The organism is Streptomyces sp. NPDC005374 (genome assembly GCF_042872225.1).
Lineage (GTDB): Bacteria > Actinomycetota > Actinomycetes > Streptomycetales > Streptomycetaceae > Streptomyces.
This window is the reverse complement of sequence record NZ_JBIAKA010000010.1, coordinates 137,092-159,401: the sequence shown is the minus strand read 5'-3', so window position 1 is coordinate 159,401 and position 22,310 is coordinate 137,092. Positions and strand designations below refer to the sequence as shown.

At 70.7% G+C, this 22,310-nt stretch carries 22 protein-coding genes and 1 riboswitch; of the genes, 12 read left to right on the top strand and 10 right to left on the bottom strand.

From position 1 onward, the window contains the following. Nucleotides 1-120: 120 nt before the first annotated feature. The 5 genes from ACFYRX_RS25860 to ACFYRX_RS25840 form a co-directional block, all read right to left on the bottom strand. The gene (locus ACFYRX_RS25860) at nt 121-1,419 is read right to left on the bottom strand and encodes an SNG1 family protein (protein ID WP_389104075.1); all 1,299 of its coding nucleotides are present in this window, start codon (nt 1,417-1,419) and stop codon (nt 121-123) included. A 228-nt stretch (nt 1,420-1,647) separates the two neighbouring features. After that, nucleotides 1,648-2,892 carry an XdhC family protein gene (locus ACFYRX_RS25855; protein ID WP_389104073.1) on the bottom strand — a complete coding sequence of 415 codons (1,245 nt, stop codon included), beginning with the start codon at nt 2,890-2,892 and terminating at the stop codon, nt 1,648-1,650. A 46-nt stretch (nt 2,893-2,938) separates the two neighbouring features. Further along, nucleotides 2,939-5,182, bottom strand: coding sequence for a xanthine dehydrogenase family protein molybdopterin-binding subunit (locus tag ACFYRX_RS25850; protein ID WP_389104070.1), 2,244 nt, complete (start codon nt 5,180-5,182; stop codon nt 2,939-2,941). Then, the gene (locus ACFYRX_RS25845; RefSeq protein ID WP_389104067.1) at nt 5,179-6,183 is read right to left on the bottom strand and encodes an FAD binding domain-containing protein; all 1,005 of its coding nucleotides are present in this window, start codon (nt 6,181-6,183) and stop codon (nt 5,179-5,181) included. Before ACFYRX_RS25845 ends, ACFYRX_RS25850 begins: the two co-directional genes overlap by 4 nt. Further along, complete coding sequence (locus ACFYRX_RS25840) at nt 6,180-6,704, bottom strand: (2Fe-2S)-binding protein (RefSeq protein WP_389104066.1); 525 nt, start codon at nt 6,702-6,704, stop codon at nt 6,180-6,182. The genes ACFYRX_RS25845 and ACFYRX_RS25840 overlap by 4 nt, the downstream gene beginning before the upstream one ends. 259 nt (nt 6,705-6,963) lie before the next feature. On the opposite strand from ACFYRX_RS25840, the gene ACFYRX_RS25835 reads away from it, so the two are divergent. The 5 genes from ACFYRX_RS25835 (at nt 6,964) to ACFYRX_RS25815 (ending at nt 11,393) form a co-directional block, all read left to right on the top strand. Beyond that, nucleotides 6,964-7,548, top strand: a complete 585-nt coding sequence (locus tag ACFYRX_RS25835) for a TetR/AcrR family transcriptional regulator (RefSeq protein WP_389104064.1) — start codon at nt 6,964-6,966, stop codon at nt 7,546-7,548. 1,173 nt (nt 7,549-8,721) lie between these two features. Then, a complete protein-coding gene (locus ACFYRX_RS25830) occupies nt 8,722-9,357 on the top strand; it encodes an ATP-dependent Clp protease proteolytic subunit (RefSeq protein WP_389104061.1) in 636 nt (211 codons plus the stop codon). 7 nt (nt 9,358-9,364) lie between these two features. Then, nucleotides 9,365-9,670: a hypothetical protein gene (locus ACFYRX_RS25825; protein WP_389104059.1), complete on the top strand. Its 306-nt coding sequence runs from the start codon at nt 9,365-9,367 to the stop codon at nt 9,668-9,670. 337 nt (nt 9,671-10,007) lie between these two features. Beyond that, a riboswitch (cyclic di-AMP (ydaO/yuaA leader) is annotated at nt 10,008-10,219 on the top strand. 3 nt (nt 10,220-10,222) lie between these two features. Next, complete coding sequence (locus tag ACFYRX_RS25820; RefSeq protein ID WP_389104056.1) at nt 10,223-10,696, top strand: C40 family peptidase; 474 nt, start codon at nt 10,223-10,225, stop codon at nt 10,694-10,696. A 94-nt stretch (nt 10,697-10,790) separates the two neighbouring features. Next, a complete protein-coding gene (locus ACFYRX_RS25815) occupies nt 10,791-11,393 on the top strand; it encodes a DUF6328 family protein (RefSeq protein ID WP_389104053.1) in 603 nt (200 codons plus the stop codon). Between the two features lie 70 nt (nt 11,394-11,463). On the opposite strand, the gene ACFYRX_RS25810 is transcribed toward ACFYRX_RS25815, so the two are convergent. After that, the gene (locus ACFYRX_RS25810) at nt 11,464-11,922 is read right to left on the bottom strand and encodes an ATP-binding protein (protein WP_389104050.1); all 459 of its coding nucleotides are present in this window, start codon (nt 11,920-11,922) and stop codon (nt 11,464-11,466) included. Between the two features lie 215 nt (nt 11,923-12,137). Here ACFYRX_RS25810 and ACFYRX_RS25805 point away from each other — a divergent pair, with 215 nt between their 5' ends. Together ACFYRX_RS25805 and ACFYRX_RS25800 are read left to right on the top strand one after the other, a co-directional pair. Further along, a complete protein-coding gene (locus ACFYRX_RS25805) occupies nt 12,138-12,998 on the top strand; it encodes a helix-turn-helix domain-containing protein (RefSeq protein ID WP_389104047.1) in 861 nt (286 codons plus the stop codon). 9 nt (nt 12,999-13,007) lie between these two features. Then, nucleotides 13,008-13,229 (top strand): DUF397 domain-containing protein, encoded by a 222-nt coding sequence (locus ACFYRX_RS25800; RefSeq protein WP_328745392.1) that lies wholly within the window; start codon nt 13,008-13,010, stop codon nt 13,227-13,229. 38 nt (nt 13,230-13,267) lie between these two features. On the opposite strand, the gene ACFYRX_RS25795 is transcribed toward ACFYRX_RS25800, so the two are convergent. Further along, a complete protein-coding gene (locus tag ACFYRX_RS25795; protein ID WP_389104044.1) occupies nt 13,268-14,395 on the bottom strand; it encodes an 8-amino-7-oxononanoate synthase in 1,128 nt (375 codons plus the stop codon). A 148-nt stretch (nt 14,396-14,543) separates the two neighbouring features. Here ACFYRX_RS25795 and bioB point away from each other — a divergent pair, with 148 nt between their 5' ends. The 3 genes from bioB to bioD are packed head-to-tail and all read left to right on the top strand — an operon-like array spanning nt 14,544 to nt 17,707. After that, a complete protein-coding gene (bioB, locus tag ACFYRX_RS25790; RefSeq protein WP_389104041.1) occupies nt 14,544-15,719 on the top strand; it encodes a biotin synthase BioB in 1,176 nt (391 codons plus the stop codon). Beyond that, the gene (locus tag ACFYRX_RS25785; RefSeq protein ID WP_389104038.1) at nt 15,712-16,989 is read left to right on the top strand and encodes an adenosylmethionine--8-amino-7-oxononanoate transaminase; all 1,278 of its coding nucleotides are present in this window, start codon (nt 15,712-15,714) and stop codon (nt 16,987-16,989) included. Before bioB ends, ACFYRX_RS25785 begins: the two co-directional genes overlap by 8 nt. A gap of 1 nt (nt 16,990) precedes the next feature. Continuing rightward, on the top strand, nt 16,991-17,707 hold the full coding sequence (bioD, locus tag ACFYRX_RS25780; protein ID WP_389104035.1) for a dethiobiotin synthase: 717 nt from the start codon (nt 16,991-16,993) through the stop codon (nt 17,705-17,707). 18 nt (nt 17,708-17,725) lie between these two features. On the opposite strand, the gene ACFYRX_RS25775 is transcribed toward bioD, so the two are convergent. Beyond that, entirely contained in the window at nt 17,726-19,963 is a 2,238-nt protein-coding gene (locus ACFYRX_RS25775) for a LuxR C-terminal-related transcriptional regulator (RefSeq protein WP_389104646.1), read from the bottom strand. Nucleotides 19,964-20,080: 117 nt separating this feature from the next. Between ACFYRX_RS25775 and ACFYRX_RS25770 the strand changes: the two genes are divergently transcribed. Next, nucleotides 20,081-20,767, top strand: a complete 687-nt coding sequence (locus tag ACFYRX_RS25770; RefSeq protein ID WP_389104032.1) for an esterase/lipase family protein — start codon at nt 20,081-20,083, stop codon at nt 20,765-20,767. Between the two features lie 73 nt (nt 20,768-20,840). Next, complete coding sequence (locus ACFYRX_RS25765; protein WP_389104030.1) at nt 20,841-21,530, top strand: class I SAM-dependent methyltransferase; 690 nt, start codon at nt 20,841-20,843, stop codon at nt 21,528-21,530. A gap of 8 nt (nt 21,531-21,538) precedes the next feature. Here ACFYRX_RS25765 and ACFYRX_RS25760 read toward each other — a convergent pair whose 3' ends face one another. Together ACFYRX_RS25760 and ACFYRX_RS25755 are read right to left on the bottom strand one after the other, a co-directional pair. Then, on the bottom strand, nt 21,539-21,913 hold the full coding sequence (locus ACFYRX_RS25760) for a fic family toxin-antitoxin system, toxin component (protein ID WP_389104027.1): 375 nt from the start codon (nt 21,911-21,913) through the stop codon (nt 21,539-21,541). Continuing rightward, nucleotides 21,910-22,134 (bottom strand): antitoxin, encoded by a 225-nt coding sequence (locus ACFYRX_RS25755; protein WP_328745401.1) that lies wholly within the window; start codon nt 22,132-22,134, stop codon nt 21,910-21,912. Before ACFYRX_RS25755 ends, ACFYRX_RS25760 begins: the two co-directional genes overlap by 4 nt. Nucleotides 22,135-22,310 lie beyond the last annotated feature (176 nt).

Here is a 22,310-nt window from a genome sequence, read left to right as displayed (position 1 = left end):
TCGGAGAAGGAGGACCGTCGCCGAGCCCTGAGGGTGTGCACGCCCCTCGTCCCCACGGGGGCGGCACACGGGGCCACTCCACTCAACGGCCCCGTCCTGGGAGTTGCGGAAGGAGTTTCGCTACACCGCGGTGGTGTTCTTCTCGGGCTCCGTCTCGACCGGGATGCGGTGCAGCCCCTTGCGGTCGTACCACCCCAGCACGCCGAAGCCGAACAGGGCGGCTGCCACAAGACCGACGGCCATCATGACCCAGCCCCGGGTCAGACCCGCGTCGCCCTGCGCGTCGTAGTAGAGGATCGCGCGGACGCCCCCGGCGATCTGCCGCAGGGGCTCGAACTCCGCGAGGAAGCGGTAGAAGCCGGGCAGCGCCTGGATCGGCGTGGTGGCGTTGGCCGTCGGCACCGCCATCCCGATGAAGACCAGCGTGGCCACCAGCATGCCGGGGGTGCCGAACACCGCGAGGAGGGTGAGCGCGCCGATCCCGGAGACCGCGACGGCACACACCGAGTACAGCCAGAGCAGCGGCAGGTGGGAGGCGTCCATGCCCATGATGCCGACCGCTCCGACCATGACCAGGGTGCCCATCAGCAGGGACAGGGCCGCCATGAGGGTGCTGCTGATGGCGAGGGTCTGCACGCGGGTGGCCCGGATCAGCGGGCGGTGCAGGCGCAGCGGGCCCAGGTCGTTGTGGGTGTAGCCGAGGGTGTGGTCGACCTGGCCGCTGATGACGTTGGCGGAGAGCATGCCGACGACCACGAGGGCGAGCGCGTAGTAGAACGCCGTCAGACCCAGGCCGCTGTGCGAATCGAGGGGATGGCCGTCCTTCACCGTGACGGCGGCCGGATCGGCGAGCAGGACACGGGCCGCAGCGGGCAGCTTCTCCTGCGCGGGTCCGATCCGGGCGGTCAGCTCCTTGCCGATGTGGAGCGAGGCGTTCTCGGCGGCCTGCGTCGTCGCGACCCGCGCCAGGCTGGAGCCCAGGCTGCCGGCGGACTGGTTGGTGAGCACGGTCAGCGTCGGGCGGGCCGGGGCCCCGGCGGCCGTGGTGCCGGTCAGGGCGGTGACCGAGGACGTGAAGTCGGCGGGCACGACGAGCGCGCCGTACAGCTTGCCCTTGCCGAGTTCCTCCTTCACCTCCCGCTCGTCCATCACCTTCCAGTCGATCTTGTCCCCTCCCGCGGTGGACTTACTGATCGACTCGGTGATCTGGGCGCCCAGGTTGACCTGCTTCCCGCCGACGGCGGCTCCCTTGTCGGCGTTGACCAGGCCGACGGGCAGGTTCTTCATGTGGCCGGCTGGGTCGATGTTGGCGCCGACGTACAGCACGGCGAACAGCAGCGCGAGAACACCCGTGATCACGCCGCTGGCGATCCACAGAGGTCTGGCGCGCAGCACGCGGAAGGGGTGAATTCCATTCATGACTTACTCCGGCCTGGACAACACAGTTACATCGGGAGATGACCGGACGGCACCATCGCCGGACCGGGAACCTGCGGACTTCAAAACCCTTCAGCACACGAAGGCAACCGTGGATCACGGTCTCGGCCGCCCCCCACGAGGAAACCGACCAGTTTCACGTTAATACTAAACTGATCCTTTTCGTTATTCAAATCGACCGCCGCCTTCCCGGGGGAAGGCCCGTCTTGATCACGGGCTGTCGGCATCGAGGTGAGCCACGCCGACCCGGACCGGGCTCAGGCTGTTCTGGTGCTCGTGACGGTCGGCTCGCGGTCGTGTCACACGGCCACTTGCGCTGATCGCCCCCGGCCGGCGCGCTTCGGTGTCGTGATGGATCGGCCTGTGTGACTCGCTCAGGGGCAGGCCTGTACCGCCGTGGCGGGCGGCGACGATCTCGGCCGCAATGGACAGGGCTGTCTCCTCAGGCGTACGGGCGCCGAGATCGAGGCCGATCGGTGAGTGCAGGCGGGCCAGTTCGGCTTCGGTGAGGCCGACTTCGCGCAGTCTGCGGTCGCGGTCCTCGTGGGTGCGGCGGGAGCCCATCGCGCCGATGTAGGCGGCGGGCAGCCGCAGGGCTGCTTCCAGGAGGGGTACGTCGAACTTGGCGTCGTGGGTCAGGACGCACACCACGGTGCGCTCGTCGGTCCAGGTCCGGTTGAGGTAGCGGTGTGGCCAGTCGACCACGATGTCGTCGGCCTCGGGGAAGCGTGCCCGGGTGGCGAAGACGGGCCGGGCGTCGCACACAGTGACGTGGTAGCCGAGGAACTTGCCCACGCGTACCAGTGCCGCGGCGAAGTCGATGGCGCCGAAGACGAGCATGCGGGGCGGCGGCACGCTCGACTCGACGAACAGCGTCAAGTCCGGCTCGCAGTGGGAGCCGTCCCGCGCGATGTCGAAGGTGCCCGTGCGGCCGACGTCAAGCAGGGAGCGGGTTTCGCCGGCGACGGCGCGGTCCAGGTCCGGGCGTCCGCCGAGTCCGCCTTCGTAGGAGCCGTCGTGACGGACCGCCAGCGCCCGTCCGAGGAGCCCTGCCGGGCCGCGGACCACGCGGGCCAGTGCCGCCGCCTCGCCTCGGGCGGCGGCCGAGATCGCCGTCTGGAATGTCTTCCTGCCGGGCGCGTCGGCGGGCACCGGGGTGACCAGGATGTCGAGGACGCCACCGCAGGTCAGGCCGACGGCGAAGGCGTCCTCGTCGCTGTAGCCGAACCGCTCACGCACCGTCTCGCCGTCGGTGAGCGCCTGGGTGCACAGGTCGTAGACCGCGCCCTCCACGCAGCCGCCGGAGACCGACCCGATGGCGGTGCCGTCGGCGTCGACGGCGAGCGCGGCGCCCGGACCTCGCGGCGCGCTGCCGCTGACGGCCACGACGGTGGCCACGGCGAAGTCCCGCCCTTCCTCGAGCCATCGGTTCAGCTCGCCGGCGATGTCCAGCATGGGAGTTGCTTTCTCGTCGTGTCGTGGTGCGCGGACCGGGCCGTCGTCAGAGCAGCTTGTCCAACGTGATCGGCAGGTCCCGGACCCGCTTGCCGGTCGCGTGGTAGACGGCGTTCGCGATCGCTGCCGCCACGCCGGTCGTGCCGACCTCGCCCAGTCCGATGATGCCCAGGGGCATGGTCTTGTCCGGTTCGTCGAGCCAGGCGACATCGATCGAGGGGATGTCGGCGTGCACCGGCACGTAGTAGGAGTCGAGGCCGGCGCTCATCGTGCGCCCGTTGCGCGGGTCGACCAGGCTCTGCTCCGACAGCGCCATGCCGATGCCCATGACCACGGCCCCGCGGAGCTGGCTGGCCGTGGTCTTGGGGTTGATGATGCGGCCGACGTCGAACATGCCGAGCCAGCGCGAGATCCGCAGTTCGCCAGTGTCGGCGTTCACCCGCACCTCACAGAACTGAGCGCCGCGGGCGGCCTTGGACCAGCGCTGGTCCTTCAGGAAGGTGGTAAGGAACCGGCCCTGACTGCCCAGCAGACCCCGCCGGGTGTCCGACCCGACCGAGGCCTCGAGGAACGGTCGCCCCGCTGCGCGCAGGGCGGCCGCCGGTTCCTGGCCGGTCGTGCCCGTTCGCCGGGCCAGAGCGGTCACCTTCCGGGTCAGCTCGGCGCATGCGGCGAGGAGGCTGGTGGCGACCGTCGCCGTCTGGTTGGAGTTGCCGGCCATCGGGCCGGTCGGCAGGGCCGTATCGCCGTACTCGACGCGGACCTTCTCGTACGCGATGCCGAGCGCGTCGGCAGCGATCTGTGCCTGTACGGTCGCGGCGCCCATGCCCATCTCGTGGAAACCGCACTGCACGAGCGCGCTGCCGTCGTCACTCAGACGCACTTTGACGTCGGCGACCAGGCGCAGGACCGGGTGGTAGGCGGTGGCCGTGCCCATCCCGACGAGCCACTCGCCGTCCCGCATGGAGCGGGGTTCGGGGTCGCGGTCCGCCCAGCCGAAGCGTTCGGCGCCCCTCTCGAAGGCTTCACGCTGATTCCGCTGGGAGAACTTCTTGCCGCCCGTCGGGTCCTTCGTGGGCTCGTTGCGCAGCCGCAGGGCGATCGGGTCCATGGACAGCTCGTAGGAGAGTTCGTCCATCGCCGATTCCAGCACGAAGCTGCCGATCGCCTCGCCGGGGGCGCGCAGCCAGGTGTTGGGCATCAGATCCATCGCGACGAGGTTCTGCCGGGTCAGCATGTTCTGGGCGCCGTAGAGGTGCCGGGCCGGCGAGCTGGTCGCCTCGAGCAGGCCGCCGGCCGAGCCGGTGCGGGTGACGCTGTCCTGGATCAACGAGGTGAGCCGGCCGTCGCGGGTCGCACCGAGCGCGATCCGGTTGGTCGAGGCGGTACGCCCACCGGTGGCGCGGTTGACGGCCGTGCGGCTCAGCGCCAGGCGCACGGGCCGCCCGACCGCCTTGGCCGCCATCGCCGCGATGACCGTGCCGGGCCAGACGGCGAACTTACCCCCGAAGCCGCCCCCCAGGAACTCGGCACGGACGCGGACGTGGGACACCGGCACACCGAACCGCCAGGCCAGGTAGCGGCGGCTCTGGTCCGTCGCCTGGGTGGTGTCGTGCACGGTGAGGTGGTCACCGTCCCAGACGGCGACCGTCGCGTGCGGCTCGATCGCGTTGTGCTGCAGGCCGGGCGTGGTGTAGCGCAGGTCGACCGACACCTCCGCAGCGGCCAGCGCCGCCTCCGCATCACCCTTCTTCGTGTGCCCGGCGAAGGTGAGGTCGCCCTTCGCCGGGGTGGCGTTCTTCTGCTCGACGGTGAAGTCCACCCGTGCGGGCAGCGGGTCGTAGGTCACTTCGACGAGGGAGGCGGCCTCGTTCGCCGCGGCCGAGGTCGTGGCGACCACGACGGCGATCGGCTGGCCGTCCCAGAAGACCTGATCCGTGTTGAGGTAGTCGAGGCTGGTCCCCGACACACTCGGTCCCAGGTCCCGCACGATGTTGTGGTTGCGTACCGAGCGGATCCTCGGCGCGTTGAGGTGGGTGAGGACCGCAACGACGCCGGGCACCGCGGCCGCCGCGGTCGTGTCGATGCCGGTGATCGTGCCCCGGGCGACGGTGGCGTGGACCAGCGTCGCGTACGTGAGGTTCGGGTAGTGGTGCTCGGCGGAGAACCGCACCGCCCCGGTCACCTTCGCGTGGCCGTCCCGGCGGTCCACCGACCGTCCGACCGCTCCCCCGACGGGCACGGAAGCGCCTGTGCCGGGCTCGGAGCCTGTCCAGGTGTGTGTGGTCACGATGCGCTCCGCTCAGCGTTGAGTGTCCGCAGCACGGCCACGACCGTCCGCTGGGCCAGGTCGATCTTGAAGGCGTTGTCGGGCAGGGGCAGGGCGGGGGCGAGTTCGGCGGCGGCGGCGCGGGCGAAGCTCTCGTCGGTGGCTTCGGCGCCGAGCAGCAGCTCTTCCGCGATGCGTGCCCGCCACGGCTTGGTCGCGACGCCGCCGAGTGCGAGGCGGACCTCGGTGATCCGGCCGTCCTCGACGGCCAGCGCGGCGGCGACGGAGACCAGGGCGAAGGCGTACGACGCGCGGTCGCGGACCTTGCGGTAGCGCGAATGTGCCGCGACCGGCACCGGCGGCAGCTCGACGGCCGTGATCAGCTCGTCGGCGGCCAGCACCGTCTCGATGTGCGGGGTGTCGCCGGGCAGCGTATGGAAGTCGGCGACCGGGATACGCCGACTGCCGCGCACGCTCTCCACCTCGACGACGGCGTCGAGCATCACCAGCGCCACCGCCATGTCCGAGGGATGCGTCGCGATGCAGTGCTCGCTGGTGCCCAGTACCGCGCTGCCGCGGGAGAACCCGCCGATCGCGTCACAACCGCTGCCGGGTGCGCGTTTGTTGCACGCGGAGGCCTCGTCGTAGAAGTACATGCAGCGGGTGCGCTGCAGCAGGTTGCCTCCCACGGTCGCCATGTTCCGCAACTGGGCCGAGGCTCCCAGCAGGATCGCCTTGGCCAGGACCGGATAGCGGGTCCTGATGAGGGGGTCCGCGGCGAGCCGGCTGTTGCTCACCAGTGCGCCGACGCGGATGGTGCCGTCGGGGAGTTCATCGATCCCGGTGAGCGGCAGGCGAGTGATGTCCACGAGCGTCGCCGGGTGTTCGATGCCCTCACGCATCAAGTCGACGAGGTTCGTCCCGCCCGCAAGGAACTTCACGTCCGCGGTGTCCGCGCGGTCCGCGATCGTGCGCAGCGCCGTGCCCACGTCGGGTGCGCTGAGGTAGGAGAACGACTTCACTTCGCGACCTCCTTGATCGCCGAGACGATGCCGTTGTAGGCGCCGCAGCGGCACAGATTGCCGCTCATCCGCTCCCGGATCTCCGCCTCGTCCAGCTCCCCGCCACTGTCGGCAGGGTGCTCGGTCGCCGCACTTGGCGCGCCGTCCTTGTGCTCGGCGAGCATGCCGATCGCCGAGCAGATCTGGCCCGGCGTGCAGTAGCCGCACTGGAATCCGTCCGTGCGGACGAACGCCGCCTGCAGCGGGTGGTCGACGCCTTCGATGGTGGTGATGTCACGGCCCTGGTACTGCACCGCCAGCGCCAGGCAGGCGTTGATCCGCCGGCCGTCGACCAGCACCGTGCAGGCACCGCACGCACCTTGGTCGCAGCCCTTCTTGGTGCCGGTCAGGCCCAGGTACTCGCGCAGCGCGTCGAGCAGGCTCACCTGTGGCGCGATGTCCAGCCTCTGGGCGGATCCGTTGATCCGCAGCTCGATCTCCACCGTGTCATTCCTCCGGTTCGCCCGAGGGCTCGTTTTCATGGGGGGCCATCAGGCACATAGGGCCAGGACCAGAGGGACTCCGCTCCGCGGACTTCGGAAACCGCCGACCGGGGAGCCGAATCATGAGAGGAGGTCCATGATCTAAAACAGGAACGTAGCAGTTCGACCTCTTACTCGCATCACTCTTGTCGCAACTTTACTTTCCCATGCATCAGCACTGATGCAAATCAGTACAAATCCGCAGGTCAGGCGTAGGGTCTTCCGTGCATCACGAATCAACAACGGGAGTGGATAAGTCATGGGCCGACCCCTGCGGGCCGATGCCGCGCGCACGGTGCGCGCGATCCTGGGGGCGGCCGAGCAGGTCCTCGCCAAAGACTCCGGGGCCTCCATGGAGCAGATCGCGGAGGAGGCAGGAGTGGCCAGAACAACCGTGCACCGGCGGTTCGCCAACCGCCAGTCCCTCATCGAGGCACTCGCCGCCTCGGCGAAGCGACAGCTCATTGAAGGCGTAGCGGACGCCCACATGGACACCGCCCCACCGCTCGTGGCACTCCACCGCGTCACGGCGAACGTGCTGCGGATCAAGAGCGCCTGGCCGTTCACCCTCGGCCACCCCCTCGCCGACTCCCCCCTCGCGGCGGCGATCTGGTCCGAGGTCAACGCTGGCGCCCTCGAGTTCTTCGCCCGAGCCCAGCGCGAAGGGCTCCTCTCTCCGGACACGGACCTCATGTGGGCGCGGCGGGTCTACTACGCCCTCGTCGACGAGGCCCAGCACGGAGGCGGCGCAGATCTCGACCCGGACCAGGTCCGGCAGAACGCGGACGCACTGGCAACACTCGTCGTCGACACGTTTCTGCGCGGGACGGGTCCCCACGGCTGAACCGCCCGGCAGGCAGCTCCCGTCCTGCCCTCCGCCACCGCTCATCGGACAGCGGGACGGCCGTGGGCACGGCGGCCGCGAGGAGTTCGTCGTAGCGCCGTCGTGGTCGCCCGAGCCCACCCGCACGATCACGGACGGGTGCGGCACACCTGCGATCGGACCCCGGGGGCGGAGTGCCTGGTGTTGATCGTTCCGCTGCGGTCGAGGGCCGTCTCGACACGCCGCACTGCCGGGCAGCCATCCGCGCGTCGCATCCCAACCGCGGCGTCAGCAAGGGGACAGCTCGTACATGTACTCCAGAGTGCTTCAGAGTCCGAGATGTCTGCCGCTGAGCGGCACGGGACCGCCCTTGCCGCCCGGAATGCCCGAATATGCAACACGGACGGCAGACAGAAACGACGAAACCCACAGCTCGGCTTCGCCCCGGATTCGACCCGGACGGTTTGTTCAGCGAGTAAACACGGCCTCTGACCTGCGAAAACCAAGAGTGGCAGACGAGCAGGGCTATACGCCGGGTTCAATCCGAGACGCACTCCAATGCCAGGCACCGCGGGATGTCGCGAATCACGGGTCAAGTCAGCGGATGAGGCGGCGGCCATGTCGGGCACGGCACGAGCTGACACGTCTCCACCCTCGCCGTGAACCAAGAGACGGACCATAGACGGGCCGGCGTCCGCCGCCCAAGCTCCGCATCCCGCACCGGCGCTGGCCAGAACACACAGACGGTGTACCACCAGCAGACGAAGAATCCGCTGGTAGTCCGGCGCCGTCACCGGCATGGGGGTGGATGGTCTGCGGGAGGAAGCCGCGCGGTGTGCTGAAGGAGAGCTGGTCGAGGCCCTGGCTGTGTCCGCCGCCGGGCTCGACGATGCCGTCGTGGCGGGACGAGCACAGTGAAGAGCCGAGCCGCCCGCGCCCGTTGACGGACGCTCATACCGCGGCGAGCCGCGACAGTCTCGCAGATCTGGGCCGGCCGGGGAGGTCCCGGAGGTGAGGGCGACGGCACCCCCCGGTAAACAGTGACAGGAATGTGAGACCCGATCCCCCGAAGGAGCAAAAAAGCGCCTCTGCCCTGGGCATTTAACTTGATCACTAGAATCCGCCCCCATCATAACGTCACGTACGTCCTGTACATTTTCTACAGACGGCTCAGCCATGAGTGAGGGGTACTCCATGACCCGACCGACCGCCCGTTACGTCCTGCCCGAGTTCCACGAGCGCACGAGCTCCGGGCACAGGACGATGGATCCGTACTCGAAGCTGCTGGAGGAGCGGATCGTCTTCCTCGGGACGCGGATCGACGACACCTCGGCGAACGATCTGATGGCGCAGTTCATGTACCTCGAGTACCAGGACCCGGACCGGGACATCTCGCTGTACATCAACTCCCCCGGCGGCTCGTTCAGCGCGATGTCGGCGATCTACGACACGATGCAGTTCGTCAGTTGTGACGTGGAGACGACGTGCCTCGGGCAGGCCGGCTCCTCCGCGGCGGTGCTGCTGGCGGCGGGCACCCCGGGCAAGCGCTCCGTGCTGCCGGGCGCGCGGGTCGTGATCCACCAGCCGGCGCTGAACGAACCGGTGCAGGGGCAGGCAAGCGATCTGGCGATCCAGGCCGACGAACTGCTCCGTGCGCGGGCCCGCCTGGAGGAGATGCTGGTCCGGCACACCGGGCGCAGCGCCGAGCAGGTGAGCGCGGACATCGAGCGGGACAAGATCCTGGACGCGCGGGGCGCGCTGGACTACGGCCTCGCGGACGCGATCGTCCCGAGCCGCAAGACATCCCGCACCACGCCGGGCGCGAGGTGAGCCGCGGATGCTGCCGGATCTTCCACCGCTGCCCGCGCTCACGCGCGCCGAGGGCGAGCTGATCGACCGTTATCTCGACGTGGTCGATCTGCTGGGCCGGATCAACCCCGCCCGGCACGAGGACACCTACGGCGGACTGCGGGCGGCGCAGGCGCTGGTGAGCAGGGCGGCAGAGCTGCGTGACGCGCTCGCGCTGATGCACCGCCGGGGCGAGCGCGAGATGCACGCCGCGACGCTGGCGCGGGCCCTGCGGGTCCTGGACGGCGAGCGGCGCTCGGCCCGGGTCGTCGTGCCGCCCGACCCCGACAACTGACGCATCCGCAGCGCCCCGGGCGCCCCGCCGGTCTGACGGAGCGTCCGGAGCACGGTTGAAACGGACCAGAAGACGTACCCCCTGTTGGACGAGAGGCGGCTCCTCTTTCACGACCGTCAAGGCCGCGCAACACGCGTGGTGTGTGAGCACAATGAGGACTCTCTGTGCTGGTCCGGGGGCCCGCGGAGCCCTCGACACCCCTTCCGTCGTTCGGGTGTCCACCCGAACGAGTGAGTGGTGAGTAACGACACAAATCCCCGGTTCCGTTGGGTTTTTCGGACTTCTTTGCGTCAAGATCCCTGTCTGACGACAAGCCCCCGCCGCAGTGGCGGGGCGATCCGGGCGGACGCCGAGTCCTGCCGCCGCCCGGATGACCGGTCGACAGAGGTGCATCGGCAGGAGTGGAGGACCCAGGCACGACGGGTCGCCGGGACGGTCACGCCATGACCGGGCCGAGCAGCCCTTGGGGTGAAGCCGCGTCAGCGGCCGGGCAACTTTGTCAGCCCGAATCCGACAGGTCATCCTTCACAGGCGGCTGACGAAGGGTTGCGCATGTCTGCGCTCAATCGTGTTCCGTCGCTGATGGTCCGAGCCGGTACGGCTTCGGCACTGACACTTGCCGCTGTGGGCGGCTCTGTCGTGATCCCGGGCGTCGCCGCCGACGCCGCGGCCGCCACGCCGGCGACGAAGGCACTCAAGGTCGCGGCCTCCAAGAAGGGCTCGCCGTACAGGTACGGCGCCACGGGGCCGTCCCGCTTCGACTGCTCAGGGCTCACGCTGTACTCGTTCAAGAAGGCGGGCAAGAAGCTCCCGCGCACGGCGGCCCAGCAGTACAACAAGACCCGGCACATCTCCGCGGGCAGCCGCAAGGCCGGTGACCTCGTGTTCTTCCACTCGGGTTCGAACGTCTACCACGTCGGTCTCTACGCCGGGAAGGGGAAGATCTGGCACGCCCCCAAGACCGGGGACGTGGTGCGACTGCAGAAGATCTGGACGAAGAGCGTCTGGTACGGCCGGGTCAAGTAGCACCCCCGAGGGGGTGACGGCGCCCTGACCGGACGTCACCCCCTCGGGTCTCCCGGGACGCGTGACACGGGCCCGGATGGTTACCCGTACCGTCATGGCCGACCACCGCCCGTGCACCGCCCGCAACGAGACCCCGCTGGAGCGCGCCGACCGCAACTTCGGCGAGCTGCTCCAGGAACTGCGCGTCACCCAGACCGGGGTGCAGATCCTCTTCGCCTTCCTGCTGACCCTGGCCTTCACCCAGCGCTTCCCTTCGCTGGACTCCTTCCAGCGCGCCACCTACGTCACCACGCTGCTCCTCGCGGTCGTCGCGGCGGCGCTGTTCACCGCACCGGCGGCCCTGCACCGCTCGCTCTTCCAGCGGGGCGCCAAGGCCCGCATCGTGCAGGTCTCCTCCCGGCTCGCCACGGTCGGCATGGGCGTTCTGGTGCTCGCGTTCACCGGATCCGTCCTGCTCGTCGTGGACGTGACGACCGGCCGGACCGGCGGAGTGGCCGCGGGTACGGCGACCCTGCTGGTGTGCCTGGGCCTGTGGTGGCTGCTCCCCCGACTGGTGTGGCGGGCGGGCCGCGCCGAGGAGCACGTCACGCAGGAACCCCACGCGGCGCCTCGGCGGCCGCACCGCGAGCCGCTCAGGCCGCGCGCCACGGCTCGTCCGGGAGTTGCTCCCCGAGAACCGTCGGCGCGTCTGCGGTGACCCCGGGACGGCCCGGGCTCGGCCGCTGAAGGGGGCGTCCTGTCTCCGCGTTCCCGGCCTACGGAGTGGGTCACGGCTCCTGCTGCCCCGCGGCGGTGACCGGCTGTGCCGGTACCGACCACGGGAGTTCGATCGAAACGGTCTTGCCGCCTTCCCGGGTGGGCCTGACTCTCAGCTTGCCGCCGTACTCGGCCGCGAGCCAGCGGATGATCACCATTCCCCGCCCGTTGTCCTGCTGGACCGCGGCCGGGAGGCGCTTGGGGAAGCGGGGATGGCTGTCGGTGACCCCGATGCGCAGTTGTTCGTCACGGTCCAGCTCGATGTCCACCGTGAAGGTGGGTGACTGTCCGAAGGTGTGCTGTACGGCGTTGGTGGCGAGTTCGGAGACGATGAGCCGGACGGTCTCCGCGATGTCCGTGGCCGGTGGCAGCCCCCACTCCGCGAGCGCGCTCAGGACATAGGTGCGGGCCGCGGAGACCGAGGCGGGTTCGCTCGGCAGAGTGACGGATGCTTCCAGGTGGTCTGCCATGGCGACGTCGTCCCTTTCCCACGGAACCGTAGTCCGACACGGTGCGGATGGTTCGAGTACGGTCCCGGACTGGTGGTTCATCGTCAGAGTGCCATTACCGAGGCGGTGACGGGTGCCGATCCACCAAGATATGCATATATCTGTCGCTCGAAGCGGTGAACTCTGCGACGCGAGACCGTATTTGGGCGGCTCGTAAGGAGTAAGGGAGTAGCACCATGCAGCACGGTCCCGCGGTGCGCCGCCGGAAACTGGGCGCCGAACTGCGTGCGTTACGCACGAGTGCGGCGCTCACCAGCGGTGAGGCGGCCCGGCTCGTGGGCTGGCACCAGTCGAAGGTGAGCCGCATCGAGACCGGCGCCAGCGGTGTGAAACCGGCCGATGTGCGGTTACTCCTCGATGCCTACGGCGTGCTGGACACGGATCTGCGGGAGCTGCTCCTGGTGCTGGCGGGCTCCGACGAGGGCGGCGGCCGGCACCACTGGTGGCACGCGTACCGGGGTGTCCTGCCGCCGACCTACCGGGACTTCATCAGTCTGGAGTCCCAGGCGAGCGCGATGCGCACACTGGAGACCTCGGTGGTGCCCGGGCTGCTCCAGACGCCCGAGTACGCCCGCGCGGTGACCCGGGCCTCGGTGGGCGGCCTCGACGACGAACGTCTCGACACGCTCGTGGAGGTGCGGCTGGCACGGCAGGACGTGCTGCGCGGCGAGCCCCCGCTGGAGCTGAGCGCCGTCCTGGACGAGGCGGTCCTGCGCCGGGAGATCGGTGGCCCCGAAGTGATGGCCCGGCAGTTGAAGAGACTCCTGGAGGCCGCCCGGCTGCCTCAAGTGCGGCTACAGGTACTGCCGTTCACGGCCGGGGCGCATGTGGGGATCACCGGGCCTTTCGTAATCTTCTCATTTTCGCGCACATCTGATCTGGATGTGGTTGTTCTCGACCACTTGACGAGTAGCCTCTACCTCGAGCGGAAAGAAGACCTCCAGGCCTACACCGAGGCCTTCAACTCCCTTCGGTTCCACGCCCTCTCGCCCGAGGACTCGTTGGACTACATCGCCGGGATAGGTGACGGCGCGTAAGGAGGCACCATGTCTGCACTGCCTCGGAACGTATCTGCCAGTACGGAACTGCCCGAAGTGCGCTGGCTGCGCAGCAGCTACAGCACCGGAGCGAACAACTGCGTCGAGACGGCGAGGCCGTCGGCCGGGCCATGGGCCGGGCTGCTCGCCGTACGAGACTCCAAGGACCCGGACGGGCCCGCGCTGCTCTTCTCCCCCGAGAGCTGGGCGGGCTTCACAGCCGCGTTCTGACCGTCAGCCCACCAGGCGCACGGCCGTGTCACGCCGACTCATGGTCGTGTTCCGCCGATCACATGTACAGCGCGTTCGATCTGCTCCTCGGAGAGGTCTCCGCGGGCGGTCAGTCTGAGCCGTGAAATGCCGTCGGGCACCGAAGGGGGCCGGAAACAGCCCACGAGGAGCCCGGCGGCACGGCAGTCGGCCGCCCACTGCACGGCCTCCTCCGGGGAGGGCGCGCGCACCGAGACCACCGCGGCGTCGGGACGTACCGCTTCCAGACCCGTGGCGGTCAGGCGTGCGTGCAGTTCGGTGGCCACCTCGCGCGCACGCGTGGCCCGCTCGGGCTCACGGCCGAGCAGCCGCAGGGCCGCGAGGGCGGCTCCCGCCGCCGCGGGGGCCAGGCCGGTGTCGAAGATGAACGTCCGTGCCGCGTTGACGAGGTGCTCGATCACTCGTGCGGGGCCGAGCACGGCACCGCCCTGGCTGCCGAGCGACTTGGACAGCGTGACCGTGACGACCACGTCGTCGGCGCCCGCGAGACCCGCCGCGTGCGGGGCACCGCGGCCGCCGTCGCCGAGCACACCCAGGCCATGGGCGTCGTCGACGACCAGGCCCGCGCCGTACGTCCGGCATGCCTGCGCGAGGCCGGCCAGGGGCGCCGCGTCGCCGTCGACCGAGAAGACCGTGTCGGACACCGCGACCGCGGGCCCGTCGTGGGTGCCGAGCGCCTTGCGGACGGCTTCCGGGTCGGCGTGCGCGACCACCTGGGTGGTACCGCGGGCCAGCCGGCAGCCGTCGATGAGCGAGGCGTGGTTGCCCGCGTCGGAGACGATCAGCGAGCCGTGCGGTGCGAGCGCGGTGACGGCGGCGAGGTTGGCCGCGTAGCCGGAGGAGAAGACGAGCGCCGCCTCGAAGCCGCAGAAGCCGGCCAGCTCGCGTTCGAGTTCGGTGTGCAGCTCGGTGGTTCCGGTGACGAGCCGGGAACCGGTCGCACCGCCGCCCCAGGCCCGCGCGGCCGCCTCGGCCCCCGCCACGACCTCGGGGTGGCGGGCCAGGCCCAGGTAGTCGTTGCTCGCGAGATCGAGGAGCGGCGAGTCGGCCGGACGGGGCCGCAGGGTCCGTACGAGGCCGGCCCGGCGGCGTGCCTCGGCCTGCTCGTCGATCCAGCCGAACGCCATGGGTCCTCCGGGGCTTTTGTAGGTAACGGACAGACCCTAGCGGCAGCATTCGCTACCCACGGTGTGGCAATACCCACACGTCGATCCGGGTCTGTTGTGTGATCCCTACCTTGGCCCGGAGCGGGTCCTTAGGACAGGATCGGCTCTCATGGACCTGCTGAACACGCTGGTGGACAAGGGGCTTCGGCGCGAGCTGCCGACCCGCGAGGAAGCGCTGGCCGTACTGGCCACGTCCGACGACGACCTGCTCGACGTGGTGGCCGCAGCCGGCAAGGTGCGCCGTCACTGGTTCGGGCGACGGGTGAAACTCAACTATCTCGTCAACCTGAAGTCCGGGCTGTGCCCCGAGGACTGCTCGTACTGCTCGCAGCGGCTCGGCTCCACCACCGGCATCCTGAAGTACACCTGGCTCAAGCCGGACGAGGCCTCCAAGGCCGCGGCGGCAGGCCTCGCGGGCGGCGCCAAGCGGGTCTGCCTGGTGGCCAGCGGACGCGGTCCCACCGATCGTGACGTGGACCGGGTCGCGGGCACCATCAAGGCGATCAAGGACCAGAACGAGGGCGTCGAGGTGTGCGCCTGTCTCGGTCTGCTCTCCGACGGCCAGGCGGAGCGGCTGCGCGAGGCGGGCGCGGACGCCTACAACCACAACCTCAACACGTCCGAGTCGACCTACGGCGACATCACGACCACGCACACCTACGCCGACCGGGTCGACACCGTGACCAAGGCGCACGCGGCCGGCCTGTCCGCCTGCTCGGGTCTGATCGCCGGCATGGGCGAGAGCGACGAGGACCTGGTCGACGTCGTCTACTCGCTGCGCGAGCTGGACCCCGACTCGGTTCCGGTGAACTTCCTGATCCCGGTCGAGGGCACCCCGCTGGCCAAGGAGTGGAACCTCACCCCGCAGCGCTGTCTGCGCATTCTGGCCATGGTCCGTTTCGTCTGCCCGGACGTCGAGGTACGCATCGCGGGCGGCCGCGAGGTCCATCTGCGCACCATGCAGCCCCTCGCCCTGAACCTCGCCAACTCGATCTTCCTCGGCGACTACCTCACCACCGAGGGCCAGGCCGGCCAGGCCGACCTGGAGATGATCGCCGACGCCGGGTTCGAGGTGGAGGGCGCGGGCGAGGTGACGCTGCCCGAACACCGGGCGACGGCCGGGGGCGGCGGATGCGGGTCCCATGAATCCGCCGGGTGCGGCTCGCACGAGGGCGGAGGGGTCTGCGGTACGACGGCCCCCGCCACGCCGGCCAACGAGGCGCGGACCGATCTCGTCGCCGTACGCCGTCGAGGTGCCGGAACGGATCTCGCACCCAATGCCTGATCTGTCCGTCCCGGAGCTGCTGGAGCTCGACCGGCGGCACGTGTGGCATCCGTACGGTCCGATGCCCGGCCGGGTCGATCCGCTCGTCGTGGAGTCGGCGAGCGGGGTGCGGTTGAAGCTCGCCGAGGGCCCGGAACTGGTCGACGGGATGTCGTCCTGGTGGTCGGCGATCCACGGCTACAACCACCCGGTGCTGAACGAGGCCGCGCGCGAGCAGCTCGGGCGGATGAGCCATGTGATGTTCGGCGGGCTCACCCATGAGCCCGCCGTCCGGCTCGCGAAGCTCCTTGTCGACATGTCTCCCGACGGCCTGGAGCATGTCTTCCTCGCCGACTCGGGGTCGGTGTCGGTCGAGGTCGCGGTGAAGATGTGCCTCCAGTACTGGCGCTCGCTGGGCCGCACGGGCAAGCAGCGGCTGCTGACCTGGCGCGGCGGCTACCACGGCGACACCTGGCAGCCGATGTCGGTGTGCGATCCCGAGGGCGGGATGCACGAGCTGTGGTCCGGGATCCTGCCCCGCCAGGTGTTCGTGGACGCGCCACCGGCCGAGTACGAGGAGTCGTACGCCGAGCTGCTGCGTGCGGCGATCGAGCGGCACGCGGACGAACTGGCCGCGGTGATCGTGGAGCCGGTGGTGCAGGGTGCGGGCGGGATGCGGTTCCACTCCCCCGCGTATCTGCGGGTGCTGCGCGAGGCGTGCGACGCGCACGACGTGCTGCTGGTGTTCGACGAGATCGCGACCGGGTTCGGGCGTACGGGCGCCCTGTTCGCCGCGGAGCACGCGGGCGTGACGCCGGACGTGATGTGTGTGGGCAAGGCGCTGACCGGCGGCTATATGACGATGGCGGCGACCCTGTGCACGCCTCGGGTGGCCGACGGGATCTCACGCGGCGAGGTCCCGGTGCTCGCGCACGGGCCCACCTTCATGGGCAACCCGCTCGCCGCGTCGGTCGCCTGCGCCTCGATCGGGCTGCTGCTCGGGCAGGACTGGCAGGCGGAGGTGCGGCGGATCGGGACGGGGCTGCGGGAGGGGCTCGCGGAGGCCGCTTCGCTGCCGGGTGTGAAGGACGTACGCGTCCTCGGAGCCATCGGGATCGTCCAGCTGGACCACGAGGTCGACATGAGGGCCGCCACGGCCGCTGCCGTACGGGAGGGCGTGTGGCTGCGGCCGTTCCGCGACCTCGTCTACACGATGCCGCCGTACGTCACGGGCGACGAGGACGTGGCACGGATCGCGCGTGCGGTGTGCGCCGCCGCCGGAGAGGGATGACATGCCGGTACTGGTGATCACGGGGACGGGCACGGAGGTCGGCAAGACCATCGCGACGGCTGCCGTCGCCGCCGCCGCGCTCGCCGCCGGGCGGACGGTCGCCGTCCTGAAGGCCGCGCAGACCGGCGTACGGCCTGACGAGGCGGGGGACGCCGACGAGGTGGCCCGGCTCGCGGGTGCGGTGACCAAGGCCGAAGTCGCCCGCTATCCCGAGCCGTTGGCTCCGGCGACGGCCGCACGGCGGGCTCTTCTCGCACCGGTAAGCCCTCCCGAAGTGGCCAAGGCCGCCGCCGAACTGGCCGCCGAGCACGACCTGGTGCTGGTCGAGGGCGCGGGCGGGCTGCTCGTCCGCTTCGACGACATGGGCGGGACACTGGCCGACGCTGCGGAGCTGCTCCGGGCGCCGGTCCTGGTCGTGGCGTCGGCGGGCCTGGGAACCCTCAACACCACGGAGCTGACGGCTCGTGAACTCCGGCGTCGCGGGCTGGACTTGGCGGGTGTGGTGATCGGCAGCTGGCCCGACTCCCCCGATCTCGCCTCGCGTTGCAACCTCGCGGATCTGCCGGACGTGTCCGGGGCCCCGCTGCTCGGCGCCCTGCCCGCCGGAGCCGGTGGGCTCGCGCCGGCCGACTTCCGTACCGCGGCGCCGGGTTGGCTGGCACCGCGGCTCGACGGGACGTGGGACGCGGAGGCTTTCGGGGTGCGCGAGGCGCCCTGAGACATCTCCTCGCCCCCGCTACGAGGTCTCGCTCTCCGCGATGAGCCGCACCAGTTCGACACGTGAGCGGATGCCCAGGCGGGTGAAGACGCCACGCAGATGGTGGTCGATCGTGCGGGGGCTGAGGGCCAGGCGCGCCCCGATCTCACGGTTGGTGGCACCCTCGGCGACCATGCGGGCGACCAGCAACTGCTGGGCGGTGAGGCGTGCGGTGGGATTCACGGCGTGTGTCGGGGCCGCCGGGGCGCCCAGGGCGCGGAGTTCGGCCCGGGCCTGGGCCGCGCAGTGCGGTGCGCCGAAGTGGTCGAAGGCCTCCAGGGCACTGTGGAGACGGTCGCGGGCCTCCGTGCGGTGGCGCAGACGGCGCAGGGCGCTGCCGAACAGGAACTCCGTGCGGGCGCGTTCGAAGTCGCGGGTGCCGCGGGCATGGAGGTCGAGGGCCGCGCGGTAGTGCTCGACCGCTTCCTGACCGGGCGCCAGCAGGGCGCGGCAACGGGCGCTGAGGGCGAGGTCGTCGGGGCTGCGTACGACCGTGGCCCAGCGGTGGTAGTCGGCGTGCGCACCGCGGGCGATCCTCGTGTCGTCGGTGCGGACGGCGGCCTCGACGTAGTGCGGGGTGGCCAGGTGCCGGATGGCGCGGTGGCCGTGGCCGGGACCGAACCCGGCGAGGGCCCGCAGCCGGGCGGCCGCTCCGGCGAACCGGCCGCCGGTGAGGTCGAGGAAGGCGAGCGCCCACTGGGCGAGGGCGGCGGGCAGGCCGAGACCCCGGGCGAGGGCGTAGGACCGTGCGGCGGCGGCGCGTTCGCGGCAGACGTCGGCGTCGCCCGTGATCGCCGCGAACATGGCGAGGGCCGCCTGGAGATGGCAGGCCCCGTTGTCCTGGCCGGTGGCGTACGCCTGGTGCAGCGCCTCGGTCGCGGCGGCCTGTCCGGCCCCCGGGCGGCCGGTCCAGAAGTCGGCATAGGCGCGGAACTCCATGGCCTGCGCCATGAGTCCGGTCGCGCCCCGGGTCCGGGCGGAAGCGGTGGCCCGCAGGGTCGCCGTGGCGGCGCGGGTGTGGTCGCCGAGCATCAGGGCGGCGATGCCCGAGTGGATGAGGAGGGTGGGGTCGCCGCCGGGGCCGCAGCGCCCGGCCGCCGCCTCCAGGAGGTCGCGCGCGTCCTCGTAACGCCCCTCGAAGGCGGCCGCCAGTCCCCCGAGCGTGCCGGGCGAGGTGATCCCCAGCCGGCCGGCGACCCGGGCTGCGTCCCGGCAGCGGCGCAGGTCACCGGTGTAGACGGCGGCTTCGGTCGCGCGGGCGAGAAGCAGCGCGGCCGGGTCGGAGGACGCCTCACCGCGCGGCGCCGCACGGCCGCCCGGTGTCCCACCCGACCCTGGAGAATCGTTCCCTCGCTGGGGTCTCGCGCGTTGTGCCGCTGCCCCCAGGAGCGCGTCGAACGCCTCCGTGGCGTTGCCCGTGCGCAGCGCGAACAGGCCCGTGAGGGCGTCGTCCGCCGCGCCGTCGGCCGCGAGGCGGCGGGCCCGGTCGCCGTCACCCGCCTGCCAGGCGTCCGAGGCGGCACGTGTCACCAGGCGGGAGCGTTCCGGCGAATCCGGGCACAGCGCGGCGGCGCGCTCCGACAGGGCCCGTGCCAGGACGAGTCCGCCGGTGCGGCGGGCCCGGTCCGCGGAGCCCCGGAGCTCCGCCGCGAGCCGTCCGCTGGGTCCGAGCGCGGCCGCCCCGCGGTGCCAGGACCGTCGGGGGGCCTCACCCTCGCCGTGCAGCACACGGGCCAGCAGCCGGTGGACGTCACGGCGGTCGGCCGGGGAGCCGGCCTCGTAGGCGGCGATCCGCGTCCAGGCGTCCCGGAAGACCACGCCGCCGGCCCCCGAGTGCGCCACGCCGAGCGCCTCGGCCGTCTCCAGGGGGCGGGTGTCGAGCCGGGCGGCGGTGACGGCGCGGAGGAAGGCATGGGTGGCGACCGGGTACTGGTCGGCCGCCGCGAGGAGGAGCAGGAGACGGGTGTCGTCGGGCAGGGCCCGGATCTCCGCACGCAGTGCGCGCAGCAGTGCGGGGGCGAGGTCGGCGGGCTCGGCCGGAAGCGGGTCCAGACCGGCCGCCTGACGGTCGGTCAGCAGCGTCACGAGTTCGGCGGCGGCGCGGGGATCGCCATATGCGGAATGCAGCAGCCGCACCCTGACGCCCTCGGGAAGCGCCGAGATCACGCGCCGCGGTGGCGAAGTGCGGGTCTGAAGCGGAGGGTTCACCGGAGTCACCACGCCATTCACGTTACTGGCGAGTTAATTGACCCGTAAAGACCGGCGATTTCGCCGATGCGGCGCGCGTAGACCCGCCGGACACTCCTGGCAACCCCACCCGTTTCAGGAGGCATCATGAGGCGCTTCACGCGTCGCATCGCCACGGTCGTATCGGCCGTCACGGCACCGCTCCTTCTGTCCCTCTCCCTCTCCGCGACCCCCGCTCACGCGGCCACCCCCAACCCGGTCGTCTTCGTGCACGGCATCAGCAGTGACGCGAGCAGCTGGGACGACTGGATCGCCGACTTCAAGGCCGACGGCTACACCGCGTCCCAGCTGGACGCCTGGTCGTACAGCTGGTCGCAGTCGAACGTCACCACCGCCCAGCAGCTGGCCACGGAGGTCCAGCGGGTGCTCAAGGCGACCGGCGCCTCGAAGGTCGACCTGGTCACCCACTCGATGGGCGCGCTGAGCGCCCGCTACTACCTGAAGAACCTCGGCGGGACGGCGTACGTGGACGACTTCGTGTCGGCCGCCGGCGTCAACCACGGGACGACGACCGCCTCGTGGTGCTCGTGGCTGTACACCTCGTGCGCGGAGATGTACACCGGCAGTTCCTTCCTCACCGCCCTCAACTCAGGCGACGAGACACCGGGCGGCGTCGCGTACGCCAGTTACTGGTCCAACTGCGACGACGCCCTGACCCCGGACACCACGGCGATCCTGAGCGGCGCGACCAACGTCGAGGTCGGGTGCATCTCGCACACCGACATGAACAACGACCACGGCGTCTACGAGCAGGTGCGCGACTTCGTGGAGTGAGCCCTCGGCGGGGGTGCGACGGGGTCCCGCGGGGGACACTCACAGCAGGACCAGTCCTGTGAGGGAGGCTGTCATGCCGCTACGGTCCGCCCACACCGGTAAGGTGTCCCGGGATCCCGTCCACCATCCGCTGTTCGCCCGGTACTACGCCCGGGTCAGTGTCGCCGCCGAGACCCGGATGGGCATGGCGGGTGTGCGTGAGCGGCTGCTCGCCGGACTGTCCGGGCGGGTGATCGAGATCGGCGCGGGCAACGGCCTGAACTTCTCGCACTATCCGGGCACGGTCTCCGAGGTCGTGGCGATCGAACCGGAGCGCGGTCTGCGGCAGTTGGCGGTGGAGTCCGCCCTGCGCTCGCAGGTACCGGTCGACGTGGCGCCCGGGGCCGCGGAGGCGCTCCCGGTCAAGAGCGAGGCCTTCGACGCCGTGGTGCTCTCGCTGGTGCTGTGCAGTGTGCGCGATGTGCCGCGTGCGCTCGGCGAGGTGCGGCGGGTGCTGCGGCCCGGCGGGGTCGTGCGGTTCTTCGAGCACGGCAGGGGCGGCGGCCCGGCGATGCGCTTCACCCAGCGCGCCCTGGACCGCACGCTGTGGCCCCCGCTGAACGGCGGCTGCCATCTGGGCCGCGACCCGGTCGGCGCACTGCGGGACGCCGGTTTCGAACTCGGCCCCTACCGGCGGGTGTTGATGCCCGAGAAGGGACCGAAGCTGCCTACGTCCTTCTGCGTGCTCGGCACCGCGTGGCGCCCGCCGTCGGCGGAGCGCTGATCACAGGGTCACAAGGTCCACTTCCTCAGCTCGCGCGCGATGTCGAGCACCGAGGCGTCACCCTTCTTGGCCACCTTGGCGAGGTCACGGACGAGTTCGGGCGAGGTGACGACCCTGAGCCCGCTCGCGACGAGGTAGGCGTACCCGACGGCACACGCGAAGAGCGCGTTGGTGCGCTCCAACGCCGGGACGTGGATGAGGAGTTGCAGCAGGGCGGCGGCGCGCATGTGCGGACTGTCGTAGACCGGGATGTCGAAGATCTCCGCCTGGTGCCGTGCCACGGCGGCGACCAGGGCACCCCAGTCGGTGACCTGGGGGTCGCCCGGGGTCTTCTGCTCGGCGAGCATCAGAAGCCAGGCGAGATCGATGTGCAGATCGCTCAACGAGCCTCGTGTTCCTTGCCGAATTCCTCCACGAAGACGGATTCGTACTGCTTCATGAAGTCGGCCGCGGCCTCCACGAAGGCCTGGCCCGCCTCGCCGGTGTCCTTCATGACCAACTCCTCGATGTAGCGGTTGACGCTCACGCCACGGGCGAGGGCACGATCACGGGCGGCGCGGGCGGTGCCCTCGTCCACCCGCACGTTCAACTGAGTCTTCGCCATACCTCGAAGCTAGCGCCGAAACGCTAGCGTGCGCAAGAGGGTCCTCCCCCGGGTGGAATATGCCCCTTACACCGGTATCGGGGACCCGACCTGGGATGGAGAACGTCTCGGCCGCACGGGGGATACCGGGTGTGGGGTGGATCACACTACGCTCGGCCGGATGGGGAAGTCCGGAC

What these genes read in the sequence shown, in the direction of transcription:
- ACFYRX_RS25860 (WP_389104075.1), bottom strand. Translation starts at nt 1,419, where the DNA reads ATGAATGGAATTCACCCCTTCCGCGTGCTGCGCGCCAGACCTCTGTGG.
- ACFYRX_RS25855 (WP_389104073.1), bottom strand. Translation starts at nt 2,892, where the DNA reads ATGCTGGACATCGCCGGCGAGCTGAACCGATGGCTCGAGGAAGGGCGG.
- ACFYRX_RS25840 (WP_389104066.1), bottom strand. Translation starts at nt 6,704, where the DNA reads ATGAAAACGAGCCCTCGGGCGAACCGGAGGAATGACACGGTGGAGATC.
- ACFYRX_RS25835 (WP_389104064.1), top strand. Translation starts at nt 6,964, where the DNA reads ATGGGCCGACCCCTGCGGGCCGATGCCGCGCGCACGGTGCGCGCGATC.
- ACFYRX_RS25830 (WP_389104061.1), top strand. Translation starts at nt 8,722, where the DNA reads ATGACCCGACCGACCGCCCGTTACGTCCTGCCCGAGTTCCACGAGCGC.
- ACFYRX_RS25825 (WP_389104059.1), top strand. Translation starts at nt 9,365, where the DNA reads ATGCTGCCGGATCTTCCACCGCTGCCCGCGCTCACGCGCGCCGAGGGC.
- ACFYRX_RS25820 (WP_389104056.1), top strand. Translation starts at nt 10,223, where the DNA reads ATGTCTGCGCTCAATCGTGTTCCGTCGCTGATGGTCCGAGCCGGTACG.
- ACFYRX_RS25815 (WP_389104053.1), top strand. Translation starts at nt 10,791, where the DNA reads ATGGCCGACCACCGCCCGTGCACCGCCCGCAACGAGACCCCGCTGGAG.
- ACFYRX_RS25810 (WP_389104050.1), bottom strand. Translation starts at nt 11,922, where the DNA reads ATGGCAGACCACCTGGAAGCATCCGTCACTCTGCCGAGCGAACCCGCC.
- ACFYRX_RS25805 (WP_389104047.1), top strand. Translation starts at nt 12,138, where the DNA reads ATGCAGCACGGTCCCGCGGTGCGCCGCCGGAAACTGGGCGCCGAACTG.
- ACFYRX_RS25800 (WP_328745392.1), top strand. Translation starts at nt 13,008, where the DNA reads ATGTCTGCACTGCCTCGGAACGTATCTGCCAGTACGGAACTGCCCGAA.
- ACFYRX_RS25795 (WP_389104044.1), bottom strand. Translation starts at nt 14,395, where the DNA reads ATGGCGTTCGGCTGGATCGACGAGCAGGCCGAGGCACGCCGCCGGGCC.
- bioB (WP_389104041.1), top strand. Translation starts at nt 14,544, where the DNA reads ATGGACCTGCTGAACACGCTGGTGGACAAGGGGCTTCGGCGCGAGCTG.
- ACFYRX_RS25785 (WP_389104038.1), top strand. Translation starts at nt 15,712, where the DNA reads ATGCCTGATCTGTCCGTCCCGGAGCTGCTGGAGCTCGACCGGCGGCAC.
- bioD (WP_389104035.1), top strand. Translation starts at nt 16,991, where the DNA reads ATGCCGGTACTGGTGATCACGGGGACGGGCACGGAGGTCGGCAAGACC.
- ACFYRX_RS25770 (WP_389104032.1), top strand. Translation starts at nt 20,081, where the DNA reads ATGAGGCGCTTCACGCGTCGCATCGCCACGGTCGTATCGGCCGTCACG.
- ACFYRX_RS25765 (WP_389104030.1), top strand. Translation starts at nt 20,841, where the DNA reads ATGCCGCTACGGTCCGCCCACACCGGTAAGGTGTCCCGGGATCCCGTC.
- ACFYRX_RS25755 (WP_328745401.1), bottom strand. Translation starts at nt 22,134, where the DNA reads ATGGCGAAGACTCAGTTGAACGTGCGGGTGGACGAGGGCACCGCCCGC.